Here is a 20,758-nt window from a genome sequence, read left to right as displayed (position 1 = left end):
TCCTTATAGTTGAATACTTTTGCTGAACCAGCAAGAATTTGTTGTTCTTTCTGTATGAATTCAACTTTTTTATGGAAAGATATGTTAGTAAGTGTGCAATTTGAACGTTTTATTTTTTAGAGTATGATAGGAGGAGAATGAATATGGAAGCAATTGAAGTAGGCGAAATTTTTAGTCTTACCGATGAGAATAATGAAGAACAGGAAGTTGAAGTGCTTGGAGCGATGGATGTCGAAGGAGCAGAATACATTGCGGTTGCCTTTGTAGAAGACATTCAAACAGAAACCGAGGAAGACATTGATATCTTCTTTTTAAAAGTAGAAGAAGATAATGAATTCTCATACATAGAGAATGACGAGGAATTTGAAAAAGTATCTGCTGCGTTTGAGAAGATTATGGACGAGCAAGAACAAGAATAATAATAGTTAGACAAAAGAGGGAGATGCATATCTGCCCTTTTTTTTGTATATGGTTGAAAATCATATTTATAGCAATCGATAATTATATTATGTAAACTGAATGACTCTTTATTTATGCACTAGAAAAACCACCCAAATGAGGGTGGTTCGTATTATAAATAATTACGTAAAGAAGAAAGGGGAACCTTTACTTCACTACCTTCTTTCATATTTCGCAGCACAACTGTTTCTGTAGATAGTTCCTCTTCACCAATTATAAGTACGTATGGGATATTTTCTTTATTTGCATAGTTCAGGGCACGTTTTAATTTGCGTCCTGCTAGTTCAAGTTCGACTTTTAAGGAAGTAGTAGAGCGCAATTGCTGGGCGATTTGTAAACATTGTAATTCTGTCCCGAGTGGAATGATAAAAAGATCCGCTGTAGATGATGTTGTTGATTTCTGTGATAGAGCTGCATAAATGACATCTAAACCGAATGAAATCCCTACAGTTGGATAGCTCATATTATCACCACGGAAGGCTCCGATAATATTATCGTAACGACCACCGCTACCGATACTAGATGTAATCGTGCCATCTTTTAGAAAGATTTCATACACAGTGCCTGTATACATTGTGAGTCCTCTTGCTAAAAATGGATTGAATATCGTATTTTCATTTATTCCGAGAGCGAGTAAGTATTGCTGCAATTGTTGTAATTCGTTTACTCCCTCGGTAACAAGTGTAGTATTGAAAGTTTCTTTAAAGTCGGCAATAGTAAGTTTTAGGCAAGATACAACGGTATTACATATTGTATCGGCCATTTCTACAGAAATTCCACGCTCCAATACATCTTTTCGTACACCGTCAATCCCGATCTTTTCGATTCTATCCAATGATAAAATTACGTCACTCGTTAATTCGGTAGGAATGTTAATAGACTGGAGAATACCGTTTAATAATTTTCGATTATTATATTGAATCGTTACTTCTAAGTTTAACGTTCGGAATAGTTCAAATGCCATACTCATGAGTTCAGCTTCTGCCAGGACAGACTCTACACCGACTATATCAACATCACATTGAATGAACTCACGGAATCTTCCTTGTTTAATCGGACCATCTCGAAATACTTTACCAATTTCATAACGTTTAAAAGGGAGGCGGATGTTCGGATTCATCGCGACAACTTTTGCGAAGGGAATTGTTAAATCGTAACGTAAGGCAAGAGCGCGTTTTCCTTGATCTTGAAGTGTATATATTTCTTTTAAAATTTCATCACCACCACCGTATTTATATGACATAAGATCATACATATTTAACGTTGGTGTTTCTAACGGTTTACATCCATAACGTTCAAACGTATCTTCACAAGCTCTTTTAATTTTATTTCGCAGTACTTGTTCCTCTGGTAAATAGTCTTTTGTTCCTTTTACATTTTTCATTTCCACCATAATCACTCCTCTTTTAAATTTAAAAAAGCTATGCAGGTATAAAAATACCCACATAGCTTTATGAACGCTTCGTGGGTTAACAGGAAAAGCCCTGTACCCACGAAGAAAAATTTTTCTTCGGATACACGGCGTTACGTATGATGATGAATTTGGAAAGAAGTATTAAAATTTCGCATTACAAATCTCTCCTTAACATAAGTTTTTCCAAATTATATCAGATGAATTTGGAAATATCAATATTTTCAGTTTTGAAGAATACGTGAAGTTATGTAGGAGAAATTGAAAAGAGTGTATAATAAAAGAAAACTTAATAATATGAAATAACTTTTAAGGAGAAGCTCATGAAAAAAGATAAAACAAATGCGATGCGAATATTAGATAAAGAAAAAATTGAATATTCCATGATGTCATATAATCCAGACGATGGGAAAATTGATGGTGTATCAGTAGCGGAGAAGATTGGACGAGAAGTGAGAGCAGTATATAAAACACTTGTCGCTCAAGGGAATAGTAAAGATTATCATGTGTTCATTATCCCGGTAGATGAGGAACTAAATTTAAAAGCGGCAGCAAAGGCAGTAAGTGAAAAGAAGATTGAAATGATTCCTGTTAAAGATATTACGAAAGTTTCAGGGTATATTCGCGGTGGTTGTTCACCAGTAGGGATGAAGAAGTTATTTTCTACATGTATTGATGAGAGTGCTCAATCACTTGAAACAATCATTGTAAGCGGCGGGAAAATTGGTACACAAATTGAGCTTAAAGTTGATGACTTAGCGAAAGTGACGAGAGCGCAGTTTGGTGAGGTAACGAAGTAAATAGTGAAATTTAAAGGTAGAATCCTTACATATTTGAAAAAAGAAGTGCTAGTAAACCAGCGAATTTGAAATAAAATCCCACAGCATATTAAATATGTTGTGGGATTTTTCTGCTTGAAATGTAAAATTAAACAACTGCATTATTTTTAAAATATCGTGTATGGAAAGAAAAAGATAAAACTTTTACTAGGTATACCGTTATATAACTCTAAAGGTATTTATGGTTTTTAATGGATTAATTCATCGGAAAATAATATTTTTCACCTGTTATACTTTTAAAGACGAACATTTTTATTTAATTAAACAAAAATGTTCATATTTTTGTTGTATATTCACAAATAGTTTGTTATATTAGCAATATAATAATTTTAAATAACATCACTCGTATATACTCGGTAATATGGTCCGAGCGTTTCTACCTAGTTCCCAATGAAAGAACTGGACTACGGGTTAAAGTATTCGGTCGCTTTCTGTATTGAGCGCTACCGATCTATAATTTAGCAATGGTCTCATCTTTTGCTTAATTAACTTTGACTACCGTAGTTCTAGAAAGTAGAGATTCTTCTACAATTTCTAGAGCTTTTTTCTTTGGACCAAAACATCGAGTATAGAAAACAACAAGAGAAAGAGGAGAGATTATTTATGAAGAAAAACCTGTTGGAAAAATATGGTGCTCTAGCAACTACTATCGCATTATCATTCTCAATACTTGCAGGATGTAATGCTAGTCCAAAACAAGCAGCAGAGGCGAAAAGTACTCAAAATCCTATCTTAATTCAAGGCCCAATGCCAATAGAAGCTGAAAAATTTGCAAAAAGGTTAAAAAATGTGAAAGAAGAAAAATCTGGAACTTTTGTATTTTATAAAGGTACTGTAGACAATTATCCTGTAATCGTTGCGAAAACAGGTAAAGGAATGGAAAATACAGCAGCCGCTACAGCAGTGGCTATTGAAAAATATAAGCCTATAGCGATTATTAACCAAGGAACATCAGGCGGGCATGATCCTAATTTAAACGTATTTGATATTGTTTTAGGAAAAAAAGTCGCGAATATAGGTTCATTAAAAACAACAAATATGGATGAGAACCAAGGAATTGAGCCGGCAAAATGGATATCTATGGATTTAATGGCTTCTGAAGGAAGTGCGGGAGAAGATCCAAATGCTGAGAAAATCCGATATTACGAGGGAGATAAGGATTTACTTGTAGCAGCTAATGCAGTAAAAGACAAGTATACAAAAGGTAAAGTGGTAGAAGGTACTATAGGTTCAGCAGACGTTTGGAATAATGAAGTTGATCGAATTAAGTGGTTCCATACAAAATACGGTACATCTGTAGAAGAAATGGAAGGCGCTGCAGCAGCGCAAATCGCAAAAGCTTATGACGTACCATTCTTAGGAATTCGAGTATTATCTAACAATAAAACAAACGGCGGAAAATACAACCCGAATACAGCAGCGGCAAATCAAGAATATGTATATGAAGTAGTTAAAAAGTATATAGATTCGATGCCAAATGAATAAGTAAATAAAGGTAGTTCTATTCTCAACATAAACATCAAGTAACTCCAAAAGTTTTCGAGACAGATAGACCTATATTAGGATTAGTAGTTGGAAAAGAAAAGCTTGTTTCTTATTTGAAAAGATAAGAAATGAGCTTTTTTATGTAAATTTTTTTTATGAACTATTCAATAAATATGTATAATTGCATAAAGAAATTGAAGTTTATAAGTTATCATTAAACTACTTTTTACTGTAAGAGAATATTTTAATAGTCTTTACTAGAGAAGAATATTCTTTGTGAAAATAAAAATTGTTTATGTAATTGAAGAAACTAAAATTTAGGAGAACAGTATGAAAAAGAAACTATGTACATAGGCTTTTTTGATTAATCAATTCAAATTATATTTTAAAGGGGAAATGGGTATATGAAGTTCCGAAACACAAAACTTGCTATGGTTACACTATCATCATTTTTTATTTTAGGTTCTGCATCTCTATCATTCACAGATATCATACATGGTGAAGTAGTTTCTGCATCTCCACAAGTAGATACGTTTTCAGCACAAGAGATTACTGTAAAAAACTATGACGATACATATTATAATAACGCTATAGGAAAAACGGGTTTAGAATTAAAGAAGGAACTTCATAATGTTATTGATAATCATACAAAGATATCATACAGTGCGGTTTGGGAAGCGCTAAGAGATACTGATGAAGATCCAAATAATAAAAATAATGTGTTGCTCTTATATACTGGGCGTTCGCAAGAGAAATTTACGAATGGTTCAGGAGTTGATAACTGGAACCGAGAGCATGTTTGGGCAAAATCACACGGTGATTTTGGAACGGCTGCAGGACCAGGAACAGATCTGCATCATTTAAGAGCGACAGATGTATCTGTAAATAGTTCACGTGGAAATCTGGATTTTGATAATGGTGGTATGAATCATTCGGAAGCAACAGAATGTAAATATGATAGTGATTCTTGGGAACCTCGTGATAGTGTAAAAGGAGATATCGCTAGAATGCTGTTTTACATGGCTGTTCGTTACGAAGGAGACAACGGCGAAATAGACTTAGAACTAAATGAAAAGGTGAATAACAACAAAGATCCATACATGGGGAAACTATCTGTTTTACTAAAATGGAATGAACAAGACCCTGTCGATGATTTAGAGCGAAAGCGTAATGAAGTGATTTTTACAAAATATCAACATAATCGTAATCCTTTTATTGATCATCCTGAATGGGTAAATAAAATTTGGAACTAAGATTTTCAAAGAATTTTTAGTGACATTATACTTTGACAGAAGGGATGGATCATTATGATCCATCCCTTCTTATGTTTATGCTAGAATAAATGTTTTTCATAGGAGTGCAATAGATTATAATAAAGCTTTTTACTTAAAGCAATAGTTTCAAGTGGTAAGCTTTATTTTACTTCATTTATATATGACTTTCACCGCACATACAAATTATTGCAACATTAGACAGGGAAACGAAAAAAATCCAAGAATATGTAATATAAAAGGAAAAGAGGGAAAGAGATGTGGAAAACTACCGATCTATGTGATGAATTTGAACAAGAACTACAAATATGTCGCCAGTCTTTTCAATCTTATGGAAAGAAAGAACAATTTTACGGGAAAATCGCAACAGTAAAAGTGAAGGATGATAATGTACTAGTAAAAGAGGGGTTACAAACACTGCCAGAAGGAACGGTATTAGTGGTTGATGGTGGAGCTTCTAAAAATTGTGCGTTACTTGGTGATAATTTAGCAGCTATTGCGGAAGAAAGAAACTTAGCAGGAATTATTGTAAATGGATATGTTCGTGATTCTATGGAGCTAAAAAATATTAATATCGGTATTTTAGCATTGGGGACGATGCCAAATAGAAGTGTAAAAGAAGGAAAAGGAGAGCGAAATATTTCATTGCAATTTGGTGAAGTTGAATGGAAACCGAATGAATATGTTTATGTAGATGAAGATGGAATTATTGTTAGTGATAAAAGCTTACATAGTGAGGGATGACTTCTATTAATGGAAGGCTATTAAGCTATTATTCTTAGAAAATAAATCCGATAAAGCATGGACAAAATTCTTTGTCAATAGTAAAATAATACAGAAAATCAAAATTTGCAGAATGTATAGGTTTATCGTATTTACGATAAAGTGAAACTTTAATCAGTGGGGATTTTGTTCATCCCCACTGATTATTAGCCTTCACCAATCGGGCATTTACGGGCAGTTGATCCCCACCTAACTTCTTTGCTTTCGCTGAATTTGAGGTGGGGGTCTTACTGCTCGTTAATGCGGGTAGGAGGTGTTGTACATTTTTGTTCGACACTTACAAAAAGAGAGTGTCAACCGCATACCCTTAAAGGGTCTTTTTTTGTGTGAATGTTAGTAAAGGGAGGGAATTTTGGGATGGCAATGTTAAAGAAATGGCTGCTTACATCATTAATGACAGTGGCACTTGTATTTGTTTCTTTTTCGAATACAGTACATATTACGTTTGCTGAAGGAAAGACAGCGAAACTTGCAATTATTGGTGAATCACAAAAAGGAATTATGTTATGTCCGAAAGAAGTTTCCATTGAAGATGGAGAAACAGCTTTTAGTTTGCTACAAAAAGTCATGGGTGACAAAGTAACATCTGAAAGTATGTCATTTGGAACTTATATAAAGGGCATCGATGGATTAATGGCCGGAGCAACGAGCGGTTGGTTGTATGATGTAAATGACAAATCTGCAGAAGTTGGGGCGGATAGTTATAAATTAGAGTCTGGGGATGTTGTTGCATTTCGTTACGTCGCAGACTGGAGCAATATGAGTCAAGAAACATTGCAACAAACGTTAGATAAATTTGGCACTTGTAAAACTGTAGAAGAGCCAAAACCAGAGGAACCGAAAACAGAAAAACCAGATGGTAAACCAGAGGAACCGAAAACAGAAAAGCCAGATGGTAAACCAGAAGAACCGAAAACAGAAAAGCCAGATGGTAAGCCAGAAGAACCGAAAACAGAAAAGCCAGATGGTAAACCAGAAGAACCGAAAACAGAAAAACCAGATGGTAAACCAGAAGATAAAGTAACAGAACAACCAAAGCAAGAGAAAGTCGAAATTCCAGCAGCACAATTAAACGAAGCGATTTCTAAAACGTCAGAAAAGATGTTACAAGATGGAATTGGTAGTGATTGGGTTGCGATTGGACTTGCTCGTTCAGGTGTAAATGTTCCGCTTGAAACGAAAATAAACTATGTTAAGCCAGTAGCTGAAAAGGTTAAGAAGCGTTTAAATCGTTTTTCAGCAACAGATTTAGCTAGAACGATTATTATGATGAATGCAATGAACGTAGATCCTACAAAGGTAGAGGGACAAAATTTAGTACAAAATTTATTTGAATCAGATAAAGTGAATTCCGTTACAGGATACGCATTTACATTACTGGCATTAGATACAAAGAAATATGAGGTTCCAGTTGAAGCGAAATGGAATCGAGCTGCTTTAGTACAAGCACTTTTACAGGCGCAGCATACAGACGGTGGCTGGACGTATAATAGTTCAAGTAGTAAAGAAAGTGCTAGTAACGTTGATGTAACAAGTATGGTATTAGCAGCATTAGCTCCTTATCAAGAACAACAAGACGTTAAGCCAGCTATTCAAAAAGCTGTGGATTACTTATACAAGCAGCAGTTAGGTAATGGTGGTTTTGCTGCTGATGGACAAGAGAATTCTAATAGTACTGCACAAGCAATTATTGGACTATCGCTAGTTAAAGATGTAGATCACAATCGTCTTAATAAAGCAGTACAAAATTTAATGTCATATCAGCTTCCAAATGGTGAGTTCAAATGGTTACCAAGTGATCAAAACGGTAGTGGAATGGCTACAGAGCAAGCATTTTTAGCTTTACTTCAGTTTAAAGATCTTGGGAAATCGATTTATGATTGGTCAAATGTAGTAGAGAATGAAATCGATACGAAACCAATTGTAGAGCCAGAGACAACTGTAGAAGAAAAAGAAGTTGTAGAACAGCCGAAACAACAAGAAGAATTACAAAAACAACCAAAAGATGAAAATCTGAAAGTTGTTGTAAATAACGAACGAGTTAATAAAGAAACAAATAAGAATAAGAATCAATTACCACAAACAGGAGCATCTTCTCATAGTGCAGCTACACAAGTAGGTATGGGTGTATTATGTATCGCTTCTGCATATGTATTATGGAGACGTAAAGCAGCTTAACAAAAATTAGGAGCAATCATTTGCTCCTAATTTTATTATAAAAGGTGAGGGCTAATAATGAGTGGAGATGAACAAAATCTCCACTCATTAAAGTTTCACTTTATTATGAAAGGTGAGGGGCAGCATGAGTAAGATGAAATGGTTCATTTCTTTAATTCTTTCATTGGGATTATTAGTTGGATGTGAAGAAACGGCTGTAAAACCTGAGAAGAAGGCAGAACCGAAGCAAGAAGAGCAAAAAGAAGTAGCGAAACAGGAAGAACAAAAAGATGTACCGAAACCGGAAGAGACACAAGCTAAACCGGAACAGAAACCACAAGAAGAGCAGAAAGATAAACAAGAACAAAAAGTAGAAGAGAAACAAAAAGAAGAAAAAGCGCAGGAACAACCTGAAGTAAAGAAAGAAGAGAAACCAAAGGAACAGCCTGCTGCAAATAAACAACCAGAGCAACAAAAAGTACAAGAAGAGAAACCTCAGCAACCGAAAGCACCAGAAGTAAAAGAAGAAGCAAAGGTTGTGAATCAGCCGAAAGAAACACCGAAGCAGGAGCAAAAGGAAGATCCGAATAAAGAGGAGAAAACGATACCGACTCCGGCAGTACCAACTCCTGAACCACCAAAACCAGATCCAGTACCAGTACCGAAACCGCAAGCGAAACAAGTCACTATCTCGGTAAAAGGACATGAAGGATACTTATTAGGTGCGAAAAAGGTTGATGTACAAGAAGGTGCTACTGTATATAGTGTACTAAATAGTACAGGATTAGATGTTGATGCAAGTGGATCTAAAGGTGATGTTTACGTAAAAGGGATTAATGATTTATACGAAAAAGATATAAGTGATACAAGTGGTTGGAAATACCGTGTGAACGGTGCATTTCCGAATCGTAGTGCTGGTGTAGTTACAGTAAAACCAGGAGATACAATTGAATGGGTGTATGTATTAAAATAAGAAAGGACCTTCGGTAAAGGACTATGAAAATAAGCTTTTCTTCTTTACATCCTTTTGTGAATTTTTTCTATTATATTGGGGTGATGATACTATGTATGATGTGTCTTCATCCTCTTTTTTTAATTGGAGCGATTGTACTAATAGTAATCTTAAATATAGTGCAAGGAAATGGCGAGAAAATAAGAAACATGCTGCCTAGTACTATCGTATTCTTTCTAATGGTAATTTTATTTAATTCTTTATTAACACATAGAGGGGCGACTACGTTATTTTGGTTAGGAGATAGCCGGATTAAGCTTGAGGCAGTTATGTTTGGGCTTGTTATGGGGCTATTATTAGTTACGATTATGTTTACGTTTGCTTCTTATAACGATATTATTTCGAGTCATAAATTTTTATATTTGTTTTCAAGAATTTCACCGAAAGTTGCATTGTTAACGATGATTACAGTGCGATTTGTTCCTTTGTTTATTAGGCGGTTAAAGAAAATTACACTCGTCCAAAAAACGAAAGGTGTACAATTAGATTCAGGTTCACTCATTGAGCGTATAAGAAATGGGATGAAGTTACTGCAAGTGTTATTAGTTTGTTCGTTAGAAGATGCACTACAAACAGCAGATTCTATGCAAGCTCGCGGATTTGGTGTAACGAAGCGTACGACTTATATTCGATATAGAATGGAAAGACGCGATTGGTACACGCTAAGTTATTTAAGTATTCTACTTATAACCTCATTCATATTTAGTTATTATGGTGGAGGGAAATTGATCATTTACCCGAAAGTGGAATCAATACTATTCCAGCAATACGATGGAATGATGTTTTTCCTATTTATGATGTTTATTAGTTTACCAATTATGATGGAAGGAAGGGAATGGATATGGTGGCGCATGCAGAAATAAAGAATTTATCATTTATATATGCTGATGAAAATGAAGAAGCGTTACAGCATATTTCTCTTTCTGTTCAAAAAGGAGAATTTATAGTACTTGCTGGTGGTTCAGGTTCTGGGAAGACAACTTTATTAAAGCATTTCAAAAAGGAGCTACTTCCAATTGGCACGCGTTCTGGACATACATATTATGATGGTGCTTTATTAGAAGAAGTACCTGATTTATTATCTGCACAAGAAATTGGTATGGTATTTCAAAATCCAGAAAATCAGCTCGTAATGGATACAGTTATTCAAGAATTAGCATTCTCCTTAGAAAATATCGGGCTACCATCACATATTATTCAACAAAGAATAGCGGAACTCATTAGTTTTTTAGGATTTCAAGATTTGTTACATCAATCTGTTCATACTTTATCTGGTGGTCAAAAACAACTAGTAAATTTAGCGGCGGTATTAGTCATGCAGCCGAAGTTACTATTACTGGATGAACCGACAGCACAACTAGATCCGATTGCAGCGAAAGAGTTTTTAGGATTGTTAAAGCGTATTAATGAAGAACTTGGAATTACGATTATTTTAAGTGAACATCGTTTAGATGAAGTGATGTCGCTAGCGACTCGTGTCGTTTGTATGGATAAGGGCCGAATCGTTTATGATGGTAGCCCTAAAACGGTTATAGCGAACATGTGGGAAGTAGAAAAGTTCCGTCCATTCATTCCGCAAATTCCAAGATTGTTTTTAGAGTGGAATGTGAAAGAGATTCCATTTACAGTGCGAGAAGCGCAAATGAAAATGAATGATTTTTCAGCGATATCATATAGGAATGGGCAAGTAGAACAATGTGAAAAGCAAGAAGTAATTTTAAGTGCAGAACATATATCTTTTCAATATGAAAAAAATAGTCCACTTATTTTACGAGATTTAACAGTGAACATCGAAAAGGGAAAATGGACAGCTCTAGTTGGGAAAAACGGAACTGGGAAGTCTACACTGTTAACGATTTTAGCAGGATTGCAAAAAGCTAGAAGAGGTAAGGTAAAGTGGAATGGAAAAGTGATACATAAAATTGATTCGAAAGAACGATTTAAAAGTATAGGGTACGTATCGCAACATCCGTACTATCATTTTACATTTGATACAGTATGGGAAGAGGTTTATGAGCGTGCTAATGAATTATATGGCGAAGAGGGAAAAGTAATAGCAGAAGAAATGTTGAAAAAATTCTGGTTAGATTCACTTAAAGAGCGCCATCCACATGATTGTAGCGGCGGAGAGCAGCAACTACTCGCATTATGTACAACGTTATTGTCAAAGCCAACGTTATTATTACTGGATGAGCCGACAAAGGGACTAGATCCATGGAAAAAGGAAAGAGTCGGAGAGCTATTTAAACAGTTGCAAAAAGAAGGTACAACAATTGTAATGGCAACGCACGATATTGAGTTTGCAGCGAAATACGTTGATCAATGTATGATGTTATTTGACGGGAAAGTCATTATGAATGATGCACAGAAAGAGTTCTTTAGTGGTAACTTCTTTTATACAACATCTATTAACCGATTCATCCGTAGAGAGTTGCCATTTGCATTAACGTGGGAGGATGTGTACGAAGCGTGTCCAAACGATATGTCGCATTTATAATATTTATTTTTGCCGTTGCAATATGTACACTACTCTTTACGACTCTTATTATGGACGGGTATTACATGGTAAGTAGTTTGTTTTTATTAGCTGTCATTATGCTACCTTTCTACGTCCGTTTTGAAAGGAAGGCGTTTGTTTCACGTGAAATTGTTATCGTTGCTGTGTTAGCGGCGATTGCAGCGGTTAGCCGGGTACCATTTTCTATTTTACCAAGTGTACAACCGACTTCTTTTGTCATTATCGTTGCTGCAATTGTTTTTGGGAGTGAAACTGGCTTTATGATTGGGGCAACGGCGGCTATTGTATCTAACATTTTTTTAGGACAAGGTCCGTGGACTCCGTGGCAAATGTTCTCTTGGGGCATGATCGGTTTTATAGCAGGATTACTCCGAAATACATTTTTGATGAAAAAACTATGGGGACGACTCATATATGGATTTGCCGTTGGATTTCTATTTGGCTGGATTATGAATTTGTGGGGTCTTCTTGGTTTTATACAAGAAGCAACGTGGGAAACAGTTATTGCCTACTATGTCGCAAGTTTTTACTTTGATCTGAGTCATGCGATATCGAATGTTATTTTCCTTCTGTTATTTAGCACGTCATGGATTACGATCCTCACAAGATTTAAAAAGAAATACGGTATATTAGATGAGCATAACGTGACATAGAAAAGCATACTCATATAAGGTAGGGTCGCGACTTACATATTCGTTTGCCTCTTTCATGCTTCTTACATATTGTAAGAAGCATTTTTTATTGTCAAAAAATAGATTCAATATATATCCGTTATTATATGAAATTATTTGTATAATAGTAGGTGAGAACTATTTTCAAGAGGGAGGTGTATAGTTAATGAAGTTAGTTATTCCGAAGCAACATGGAGCATGGGCGATGCTTGTCATACCATTTCTATTAAGTGTATTACTTGGTCAACCTACTTTTTATCATATCCCATTGTTTTTAGCCTGGTTCTTTATCTATCTAGCTACTTATCCATTTCTCATGTACATAAGGCAAAGACGAAAAAAAGAATTTCTACACGCTGCAATTGTTTATTTTATCATTGCATTTGTATTTGGGATGATTTCTTTATTATATGAATGGCGAATTCTTTTATTCGCAGTATTAATGATTCCATTGTTTATTGTAAATATGTATTACGCTCGTCAAAAAAATGAACGAGCATTACTAAATGATATTTGCGCGATTATTGTGTTTTGTATAGGTGGCTTAATAAGTTATTATTTCTCAATGAAATTTATTGATAGAACCGCATTATTCATTGCGCTTATTTCATTTCTATATTTTTTAGGAAGTACGTTTTATGTGAAAACGATGATTCGTGAAAAAAATAATCCGAAGTATCGTTTTATATCTTGGGGATATCATATTATATTAACGGTAATCGTATTTACTATAAATCCGTGGTGTTCACTCATATTTGTACCAAGTGTAATTCGGGCCATTATGTTGTATGGCAAAAAGATTTCTATATTAAAAGTAGGGATTTTAGAAATTGTTAATTCTGTATATTTTTTAATCATAACGGTAATAATGATGAAGTATGCCATTTGAAAAAAAACTTCCCATCTTTTGATGGGAAGTTTTCATTCTTGTTCTAAAATATGAACGGTATAATCGCATCTTTGTAATGCTTGTTCTACAGCGTAAAGGGATTGTTCAATACGTGCACGATTAAAATCTTCTTCAACAGTTTGTAATGCATCTTCTAAACAATGTTTTGCTTCTTGTAATGATTGAAAAGAATCTTGTACGTATCCACGAGCATTCTTTTGCAACGTAGTAGCCTCCTTTTGTACATCTTTTTGTAGTATGAACAATAAAGAAGAAAATATAATTTTTATATTTATTTGACAATTATAATAAAATTACGTATAGTTAAATTTAAAGTGAATATTTTCTTATCCAGAGAGGTGGAGGGACTGGCCCGATGAAACCCAGCAACCGCGATGCAGGTGCTAATTCCAGCAGAACATTTTTGTTCTGGGAGATAAGACGAAGATATACGTAACTTCTTCTTATCGGAGAGGTTTTTTTGTTGCAAAAAAACCGATTACGAAAACATATAATAAGAAGAAAGGGGTTGCGAAGTACTGTGACACTCGAAAAATACGTAAAACTGCGTAGTACAGTTTATGAATATATGATAGAGCAAGATAAGCCAATATCATTGTTAGATATTCAAGAACATATCGTTTCGCATCATGAAGGAAAATTCACTAAAAAAATGTTACATCAATTTTATTTATCAAGACTATTAGATGAACTCAAACTGGATGGGAAAATTACTTTAGCTGATGATGAATATCGCTATGCTGAAAAAGGGGTATTTTATAAAGCGGGAAAAGGGAGCTAGGCTCTCTTTTTTTTGAAGTATGTAAAGTAAAAGACTGCTGAAGCAGCCTGATACAAGGGAATGGTGTTGAGTGTGTAGTGTCAAAGATTGAATGTGCCTGAAAGAGGCACTTCATATCGGCTGCAAATGAAAAGAGACACCTCCGCCGAATAGGTGTCAGTCGTTTTGTCACGTAGACTCGCTACTTGACAGTTATTAGAATAACATGCAGGATTTTGGAAGTCAAAAGGGAATTAGAGGAAGAGGTATTGTGATGTATGCGTACTTATTAAAAGATATAATGAAATGGATTCCAAAGTACATTATAGATAGAGGATATGAATATTATGAAGAGGGACATGTAGAAGATGTTGAAATACACGACAAGAAAGTATTTGCGTTCGTTACTGGAAATGCAGGGAATTATGAAGTGATTATTGATCTTGAAGATTTTGCAGAAAGTAGCTGTGAGTGTCCGTATGAAAATTATTGTAAGCATATGGCGGCAGTTGTGTATGATATTCAAGGTGCTGGTGAGAGTACGGTTAAAGAGAAAGTGAACGGTTTAGAAAAAGAAGAGTTACTAACAGTATTAAATCGTTTGTTACAAAGTTCGAAAAATGTGCGAATTGTAGAGAAGATGTTAAAGAAGGGGAAAGATTAACTAAAGAGGGAGTTGTTTTGTAGTGAACGTACTAATTATATATGCTCATCCTAATCCTTCAAGCTTAAACGGGGCAATTTTAGAGCATGTGCAAAAAGGACTTGGGGAAACAAATCATTCTGTTACAATACTTGATTTGTATAGAGAACAATTTGATCCAGTGCTTGTATTTAATGAAGAGAAAAAAAGACGTGATTTATTACATGAAGAAGAGACGGAGCGATATAGAGAATTAGTGCAGAAGGCGGATATGCTTCTTTTCATATATCCGATATGGTGGTGGGGCATGCCTGCTATTTTAAAAGGATTTATCGATCGTATTTTTGTAGCTGGATTTGCTTATAAATATGAGGGGTCATTACCGAAAGGGTTATTGAAAGGAAAGAAGGCGTGGGTTATTAATACGTTAGACTCACCGTTATGGTATGTGGCCCTATTATATCGATCAGCGGATTGGATTATGATGAAACGAGGGGTTTTACGTTTTTGTGGTATTCGCGATATAAAACGGTCAGTTTTTCAATCTGTGAAAACGAGTAAACTAGAGAAGCGTGAAAAATGGCTATTACAAATAGAAGAAAAGGCTCGTACATTATGAATGAAATAGATCGTATTATAAAGTGTTGCAATTGTGATGACGAACTTTTGCGTACGTATATTAATTGTTTAGTCCAATTGAAGAAATACAGCGAAACGTTTCAACAAATTCAAATACAATTAAGAAATGATTATTTAATAAGAGGGATTTGTGAAAGAGAAGTTGATGAGGTAATAAAGGGAAGTAAAGAATATGAAACATATTTTCTTCCTAAAGTATTGCAGTGGAATTTCCTTAAGAACAATCCTCATATGATTGAAAAAGTGTGTGAAGATTTGTTTACATATGAAGCATTAAATCATGCAGAGGTAGAGTGGAGGAAGGTAATAAGCTGTATAGATAATAAATAAGAAACATAGACTAATGATAAATCCTGCATATAGTAAGTTAACAACACAAAATCCCATAATATCACGAGCGCCTAAACCAGCTATCGCTAATGCCGGTAATGCCCAGAAAGGTTGAATTAAATTTGTCCAAGCATCGCCCCATGCAATTGCCATCGCTGTTTTCGCGGCAGGTACACCAAGTTCAGCGCCAGCTGGAATCATAATGGGTGCTTACACTGCCCATTGACCGCCTCCAGATGGAACGAAAATATTTACAATGCCAGCACTTAAAAATGTAAAGAGCGGGAATGTAGTTTCATTTGAAATGCTAATAAAGAAAGTAGAAATAGCTCCTCCAAGCGACAGACCTTCACTATTTACTCCAATCATCATCCCCATAATTCCTGCGTAGAACGGAAACTGAAGTAAAATACTGTATTTAATGTACATGTTAGAACAGCAAAAATTTGTAAGAATGGACGCTGCTACGAGTCAATATTTTTAATACCCTTCAAGAAGGATATCAGCTATTTTTAACGAATTCTGAATTACAAACAAACTTTATTAAAAGTGGTGAGATAATATAGGGAATAAAACAAATTTCTTTTTGGATATGAAAATGGAAAAATATATAGTTAGCAAGCTTCGGAGCGCCGGTTGTGTTTTCGCAGAAGATGAGACCCGGTTACTTATTTCAGAGGCACTAACTCCCGAGGACCTTATGAAAATGGTAGAAATGCGAGTCAACGGTTTACCTCTGGAATACGTTGTTGGATATACGGAGTTCTGTGGTTTACGAGTAGAAGTGGATCGAGGCGTTTTTGTACCGCGTAAACGTACCGAGTTCCTTGTTCATCAAACAGAGGCGTTGTCACGTTCTAGCGATATCATTGTTGACCTATGTTGTGGGTCAGGTGCTGTGGGTGCAGCACTGGCAGCAACTTTGGGACGAGTTGAATTGTATTCTGTTGATATTGACCCTATCGCAGTACAATGCGCTAGTCGCAATGTAATGAATTTTGGCGGTCATGCTTTTGAAGGTGACTTATATAAAGCTCTACCCCGCTCACTTAAGGGAAATGTAAACATCCTAGTTGCGAACGTACCTTACGTTCCTACCGAAATAATAAAGTTTCTCCCCCGGGAGGCACGCCTACATGAACCCAATGTGACGCTTGACGGAGGTAAAGATGGCCTTAATATTCTGCGAAGAGTGGCAGAAGAAGCATTACTCTGGTTAGCTTTGGATGGACATCTTTTGATAGAGACGAGCGAAGTTCAGGCACCCGAGGCCTTTAAAATCTTTGCTGGCGCTGGGCTTACCACGAAAGTGGCTAGAAACAAGGAACTGGATGCTACTGTCATTATCGGTTCTAATTCTAACTTTTAGAGTAAATAAGCATTATTCAATGAATATAATCATTTTGATAATCAATCCCGACAAGGGGGAGAATCAGGAAAATACGGATAACACTAAGAAGTTTTAATCTATAAAAAAGTGCACCTCCGATTGTTAGACTGTTGCTAACAATCGGAGGTGCACTTTAAAGGAATCAACTTTTTTTATCCCGCTATTTATTGAACTAAAGCACCCATTAGCTTAATAGCAAATGATTATAATCCGCTATTTCTCCCAAAGTTCAATTAATCGCCCTTCAGGATCTTTAATCCAAATAAACTTTCCGAATTCACTAATCTCTTCTTTCTTTTCAAGAGGTACACCAATATGTTCAAGATGCTGAATAGTCTCGTTTAGATTATGTACTTGGAAATTTAACATCACTTGTTGTTCTGTTGGAAAATAACTGTCATTCTCGGTAAAGAAAGAAAAGATAGTCGCAGTTCCTAATTCGGGTTTAATCACAGTCCCATTCCAATTTTCTATTTCAATCTTCAACACTTCACTGTACCATTTTTTTATAACATCAAGATTTTTAGTTCTCCAAAATATTCCTCCGAAACCTTTTATCATTGTATTTAACTCCTGTCTGTCTTTTAATTTTTAATGTGACGTAGTATGTATTTAATATATCAAAACAAAACAGGAATAGTAAGGAAAATCAGCAACTTATGAACAGTAAAAAATCATAATTGCTGGTGTAGCATTTACTATATTAACGATACCGACATCATCCTTTGCAGAATTTGAGAAACAAAAGCAAGATACAATTGAAGTCCGAGCAAAGGAGTATAACAATACTGACTCGTTTGAGGATAATTCTTCAACTCAAAGTTCGCCTGAACAATCCAAAACGCTTATAAATACTCCTTTCAATAGTATAGAAAAAATAGGGGAACTGTTTCTGGGAAAATGAATGAAGGAATGATAAAAGCCCGTACATTAAGTAAGAGTAATGTGCGGGCTTTTAAGCATAGTATTACGAAGTTTCGCTAATTTTAGTTTCTGTATGAGTGTTAGTAGCAATTCTTTTCTTTATCTTAAAGTGATAGTAGGTGTAGCAAAAGATGATAAATGGTACAGTGCAATAGATTCCTAGTCTTTGACTTGGGATAAAGATAAGACTTATTAATATAATGCCATACAATCCAAAACCAAGAATTGGTACAAGTGGATAAAGTGGAGTTTTAAATTTTAAGTCTTCTAATTTTCCACCTTCGGCTAAATAATGTTTACGGAAAAAGAATTGAGAAACACAAATTGACATCCAAACAATAATTGTAATGACTCCAGAAATTGAAATCAGCCATAAGTAAACCGTTTCAGCAGCTACAACGCTTGTCAAAAGAGAAAAAGCAGAAATAGCTATCGTCAAGAGTAAAGCGTTTAGAGGTATCCCTCGTGATGATAATTTCTTTAAAAAGGCTGGAGCCATATCATTTTTTGATAATGACCAAAGCATTCGAGTTGCGGCGTACAGTCCTGAGTTTGCGACAGAAAGAACAGCAGTAAGAATAACAAAGTTCATAATATCAGCTGCATATGGAATACCTATATTATCAAATACAGCAACAAACGGACTTTTTGTTAATCCTGCCTCTTCCCAAGGAATTAAAGCCACGAGAACAAAGATTGCTAAGACGAAGAAAAACATCGTGCGCCATATTATATTTCTAATAGAACGAGGTAAAGTCTTTGCTGGATCTTCACTTTCACCTGCTGCGATTCCAACAAGTTCTGTACCTTGGAAGGAATAATTGACTGTAACCATTGTTAATAAGATAGCGGCAAGTCCATTTGGGAATAAACCACCATGATTTACGAAATTTGAAAGAAGCGGAGCGGGTTCGTTTCCTTTTAAATCAATAAAACCGAACATAGCGGCGCCGCCAAGAATAATGAAAGCGATAATGGCAGATACTTTTATACTTGAAAACCAAAATTCTGTTTCTGCATAACTACGAGCGGATAATGCGTTAATAGTGAATATTGTAACACCAAATATTAAACACCAAACCCAGACAGGAATATCAGGAAACCATCGCTGCATTGTAATACCAGCAGTTGTAAATTCAAGACCAGTCGTATTCGCCCAGCTTAGCCAATACAACCATCCGATGGTAAATCCAGTTGCGGGATTGATGAACTTAGTGGCATATTCCTGGAAGGAACCTGAAACTGGCATTGCTACAGCAAGCTCACCAAGACATAGCATAACGAGATACATTAATAATCCACCGGCCATAAAGGCAAGTACGGATCCACCAGGTCCAGCTTGACTTATAATAAAACCAGATCCGTTAAATAACCCCGTTCCAATCACACCACCGAGTGCAATCATGAATAAATGTCTACCTTTCATCGTGCGCTTTAATTCATTGTTTGTATTGTTTACTTGCGTCATTGTTTTCCTCACTTTCATAATTGGTAGTATGAAGATTGATGTTTTTCCGTATTATGGAATGTATTCCGTGATGTGAAATCTTGTTCTAATTTTCAGATAATTAAAAAGAAAAGTCAATATTTTTTTGTTTACGTTTTCATTTTTTTGATAGTGTTATATCTCTATTTTTAGAAAATTAAATAAATTAATTGATTTCAGTTTGAATTTTTGTTAAATTGATAGTTAATTAGGCTAAACATACTACAAGTAAAGTTGAGGCGAGTTATGGTACAGTCCATTGATCGAGCGATAGGTATTATTAAGTTACTGAATTCTACAAATGAAAAAGAGTATTGGGCTATTTCTGATATAGCTGATAGAACACATCTCCCGGTTAGTACAGTACATAGGTTACTGAACTCTTTGATGGAGCATGGGTTAGTTACGCAAATTTCAGAAACAAAACAGTACAAGATTGGGCCAATGTGGATGGAAATAGGATTACGTCAATTGGAGAAGGTAGACTACAGATCTGTTGCAAGAGAAGTAATGAAGCGTTTGGCCTCTGAAGTTGAAGAAAGTGTTTATTTGAACATTCCAAATGGAACACATTCTATTATCATTGAAAGAATTGATAGCCCTTTAAAAATTCGAGTTATCGATAACTTAGGGGAACAGATTCCACTTTCAATTGGCGCCGCAAATAAAACGATGCTTGCCAATATGAACACGAATGAAATGGAACACATTGTAGAACATTTACTTTCTTCTTTACCAGAACAAAAGCAAATTCTTTTCGATCAAATAAAGCAAATAAGAAATGAAGGATATGCTGTCAGTTATGGTGAAAAAACAGAAGGGACAGCATCAGTAGCTGCACCTATTATCGGATTTAATCATAAAGTAGTAGGAGCATTAAGTGTTGGGTTAATTAGTCATCGCATTAATGATGATCGACTATCTTTTCTTATTAGTAAGGTAAAACAAGCAGCTCATGAAATATCAATAAAAATCGGCAGTACATCAGAATTATAATTTTGATAGCTGTCGTCATTTTTTATTCATATACTGGAATTGATTTTCATAATGCGGAAAAATAGGAGGATTTA

Annotated in this window: 21 protein-coding genes, 1 pseudogene and 2 riboswitches; of the genes and pseudogenes, 17 read left to right on the top strand and 5 right to left on the bottom strand. The window is 35.2% G+C overall.

Going from position 1 to position 20,758, the window contains the following annotated elements:
- The first annotated feature begins 137 nt into the window (after positions 1-137).
- Positions 138-419, top strand: coding sequence for a DUF1292 domain-containing protein (locus NSQ47_RS10380; RefSeq protein WP_002013967.1), 282 nt, complete (start codon positions 138-140; stop codon positions 417-419).
- Between the two features lie 152 nt (positions 420-571).
- On the opposite strand, the gene NSQ47_RS10375 is transcribed toward NSQ47_RS10380, so the two are convergent.
- Positions 572-1,852 (bottom strand): histidine--tRNA ligase, encoded by a 1,281-nt coding sequence (locus tag NSQ47_RS10375; protein WP_341036807.1) that lies wholly within the window; start codon positions 1,850-1,852, stop codon positions 572-574.
- A gap of 341 nt (positions 1,853-2,193) precedes the next feature.
- On the opposite strand from NSQ47_RS10375, the gene ybaK reads away from it, so the two are divergent.
- From ybaK to NSQ47_RS10325, 10 genes are all read left to right on the top strand, one after another.
- The gene (gene ybaK / locus NSQ47_RS10370; RefSeq protein ID WP_341036806.1) at positions 2,194-2,670 is read left to right on the top strand and encodes a Cys-tRNA(Pro) deacylase; all 477 of its coding nucleotides are present in this window, start codon (positions 2,194-2,196) and stop codon (positions 2,668-2,670) included.
- Between the two features lie 362 nt (positions 2,671-3,032).
- Positions 3,033-3,136: riboswitch (purine riboswitch) on the top strand.
- A 176-nt stretch (positions 3,137-3,312) separates the two neighbouring features.
- On the top strand, positions 3,313-4,194 hold the full coding sequence (locus tag NSQ47_RS10365) for a 5'-methylthioadenosine/S-adenosylhomocysteine nucleosidase (protein WP_341036805.1): 882 nt from the start codon (positions 3,313-3,315) through the stop codon (positions 4,192-4,194).
- 404 nt (positions 4,195-4,598) lie between these two features.
- Positions 4,599-5,447, top strand: a complete 849-nt coding sequence (locus tag NSQ47_RS10360) for an endonuclease I family protein (protein ID WP_078174484.1) — start codon at positions 4,599-4,601, stop codon at positions 5,445-5,447.
- Between the two features lie 276 nt (positions 5,448-5,723).
- Positions 5,724-6,209 (top strand): ribonuclease E activity regulator RraA, encoded by a 486-nt coding sequence (gene rraA / locus NSQ47_RS10355; RefSeq protein WP_070139707.1) that lies wholly within the window; start codon positions 5,724-5,726, stop codon positions 6,207-6,209.
- A 396-nt stretch (positions 6,210-6,605) separates the two neighbouring features.
- Entirely contained in the window at positions 6,606-8,426 is a 1,821-nt protein-coding gene (locus NSQ47_RS10350; protein WP_341036804.1) for a DUF4430 domain-containing protein, read from the top strand.
- Between the two features lie 124 nt (positions 8,427-8,550).
- Entirely contained in the window at positions 8,551-9,378 is an 828-nt protein-coding gene (locus tag NSQ47_RS10345; protein WP_341036802.1) for a DUF4430 domain-containing protein, read from the top strand.
- Between the two features lie 23 nt (positions 9,379-9,401).
- Positions 9,402-10,280, top strand: a complete 879-nt coding sequence (locus tag NSQ47_RS10340; RefSeq protein ID WP_341036800.1) for an energy-coupling factor transporter transmembrane component T — start codon at positions 9,402-9,404, stop codon at positions 10,278-10,280.
- On the top strand, positions 10,253-11,914 hold the full coding sequence (locus NSQ47_RS10335) for an ABC transporter ATP-binding protein (RefSeq protein WP_341036798.1): 1,662 nt from the start codon (positions 10,253-10,255) through the stop codon (positions 11,912-11,914). Before NSQ47_RS10340 ends, NSQ47_RS10335 begins: the two co-directional genes overlap by 28 nt.
- Positions 11,887-12,588: an ECF transporter S component gene (locus tag NSQ47_RS10330; RefSeq protein ID WP_016105485.1), complete on the top strand. Its 702-nt coding sequence runs from the start codon at positions 11,887-11,889 to the stop codon at positions 12,586-12,588. The genes NSQ47_RS10335 and NSQ47_RS10330 overlap by 28 nt, the downstream gene beginning before the upstream one ends.
- Positions 12,589-12,772: 184 nt before the next feature.
- Positions 12,773-13,495: a YwiC-like family protein gene (locus NSQ47_RS10325; RefSeq protein ID WP_199661616.1), complete on the top strand. Its 723-nt coding sequence runs from the start codon at positions 12,773-12,775 to the stop codon at positions 13,493-13,495.
- Positions 13,496-13,527: 32 nt separating this feature from the next.
- On the opposite strand, the gene NSQ47_RS10320 is transcribed toward NSQ47_RS10325, so the two are convergent.
- On the bottom strand, positions 13,528-13,719 hold the full coding sequence (locus NSQ47_RS10320; protein WP_002110871.1) for a hypothetical protein: 192 nt from the start codon (positions 13,717-13,719) through the stop codon (positions 13,528-13,530).
- 120 nt (positions 13,720-13,839) lie between these two features.
- Positions 13,840-13,938, top strand: a riboswitch (SAM riboswitch).
- A gap of 38 nt (positions 13,939-13,976) precedes the next feature.
- Between NSQ47_RS10320 and NSQ47_RS10315 the strand changes: the two genes are divergently transcribed.
- The 4 genes from NSQ47_RS10315 (at position 13,977) to NSQ47_RS10300 (ending at position 15,888) form a co-directional block, all read left to right on the top strand.
- A complete protein-coding gene (locus tag NSQ47_RS10315; protein ID WP_002110869.1) occupies positions 13,977-14,297 on the top strand; it encodes a hypothetical protein in 321 nt (106 codons plus the stop codon).
- Positions 14,298-14,550: 253 nt separating this feature from the next.
- A complete protein-coding gene (locus tag NSQ47_RS10310; RefSeq protein WP_341036794.1) occupies positions 14,551-14,940 on the top strand; it encodes an SWIM zinc finger family protein in 390 nt (129 codons plus the stop codon).
- A gap of 22 nt (positions 14,941-14,962) precedes the next feature.
- Positions 14,963-15,538: an NAD(P)H-dependent oxidoreductase gene (locus NSQ47_RS10305; RefSeq protein WP_131232944.1), complete on the top strand. Its 576-nt coding sequence runs from the start codon at positions 14,963-14,965 to the stop codon at positions 15,536-15,538.
- Positions 15,535-15,888, top strand: a complete 354-nt coding sequence (locus NSQ47_RS10300) for a group-specific protein (protein WP_340824817.1) — start codon at positions 15,535-15,537, stop codon at positions 15,886-15,888. Before NSQ47_RS10305 ends, NSQ47_RS10300 begins: the two co-directional genes overlap by 4 nt.
- On the opposite strand, the pseudogene NSQ47_RS10295 reads toward NSQ47_RS10300, so the two are convergent.
- Positions 15,832-16,299, bottom strand: a pseudogene (locus NSQ47_RS10295) (TIGR00366 family protein); the annotation flags it as partial. The gene NSQ47_RS10300 and the pseudogene NSQ47_RS10295 sit on opposite strands and share 57 nt — an antisense overlap.
- Positions 16,300-16,486: 187 nt before the next feature.
- Between NSQ47_RS10295 and NSQ47_RS10290 the strand changes: the two are divergent.
- Positions 16,487-17,257 carry a putative protein N(5)-glutamine methyltransferase gene (locus NSQ47_RS10290; protein WP_341036791.1) on the top strand — a complete coding sequence of 257 codons (771 nt, stop codon included), beginning with the start codon at positions 16,487-16,489 and terminating at the stop codon, positions 17,255-17,257.
- Positions 17,258-17,491: 234 nt separating this feature from the next.
- Here the strand turns inward: NSQ47_RS10290 and NSQ47_RS10285 are convergent, their stop codons facing one another.
- Both NSQ47_RS10285 and NSQ47_RS10280 read right to left on the bottom strand, forming a co-directional pair.
- Positions 17,492-17,839, bottom strand: coding sequence for a VOC family protein (locus NSQ47_RS10285; RefSeq protein ID WP_341036788.1), 348 nt, complete (start codon positions 17,837-17,839; stop codon positions 17,492-17,494).
- 406 nt (positions 17,840-18,245) lie between these two features.
- Positions 18,246-19,670 (bottom strand): amino acid permease, encoded by a 1,425-nt coding sequence (locus NSQ47_RS10280; protein ID WP_002161112.1) that lies wholly within the window; start codon positions 19,668-19,670, stop codon positions 18,246-18,248.
- Positions 19,671-19,934: 264 nt separating this feature from the next.
- On the opposite strand from NSQ47_RS10280, the gene NSQ47_RS10275 reads away from it, so the two are divergent.
- Positions 19,935-20,684, top strand: coding sequence for an IclR family transcriptional regulator (locus NSQ47_RS10275; protein WP_002120836.1), 750 nt, complete (start codon positions 19,935-19,937; stop codon positions 20,682-20,684).
- Positions 20,685-20,758 lie beyond the last annotated feature (74 nt).

Origin of the sequence: Bacillus sp. FSL R10-2780 (genome assembly GCF_038006125.1) — a bacterium.
GTDB classification, from domain to species: domain Bacteria; phylum Bacillota; class Bacilli; order Bacillales; family Bacillaceae_G; genus Bacillus_A; species Bacillus_A cereus_U.
The sequence above is the reverse complement of the archived record's forward strand: the minus strand, read 5'-3'. Positions and strand labels throughout refer to the sequence as shown.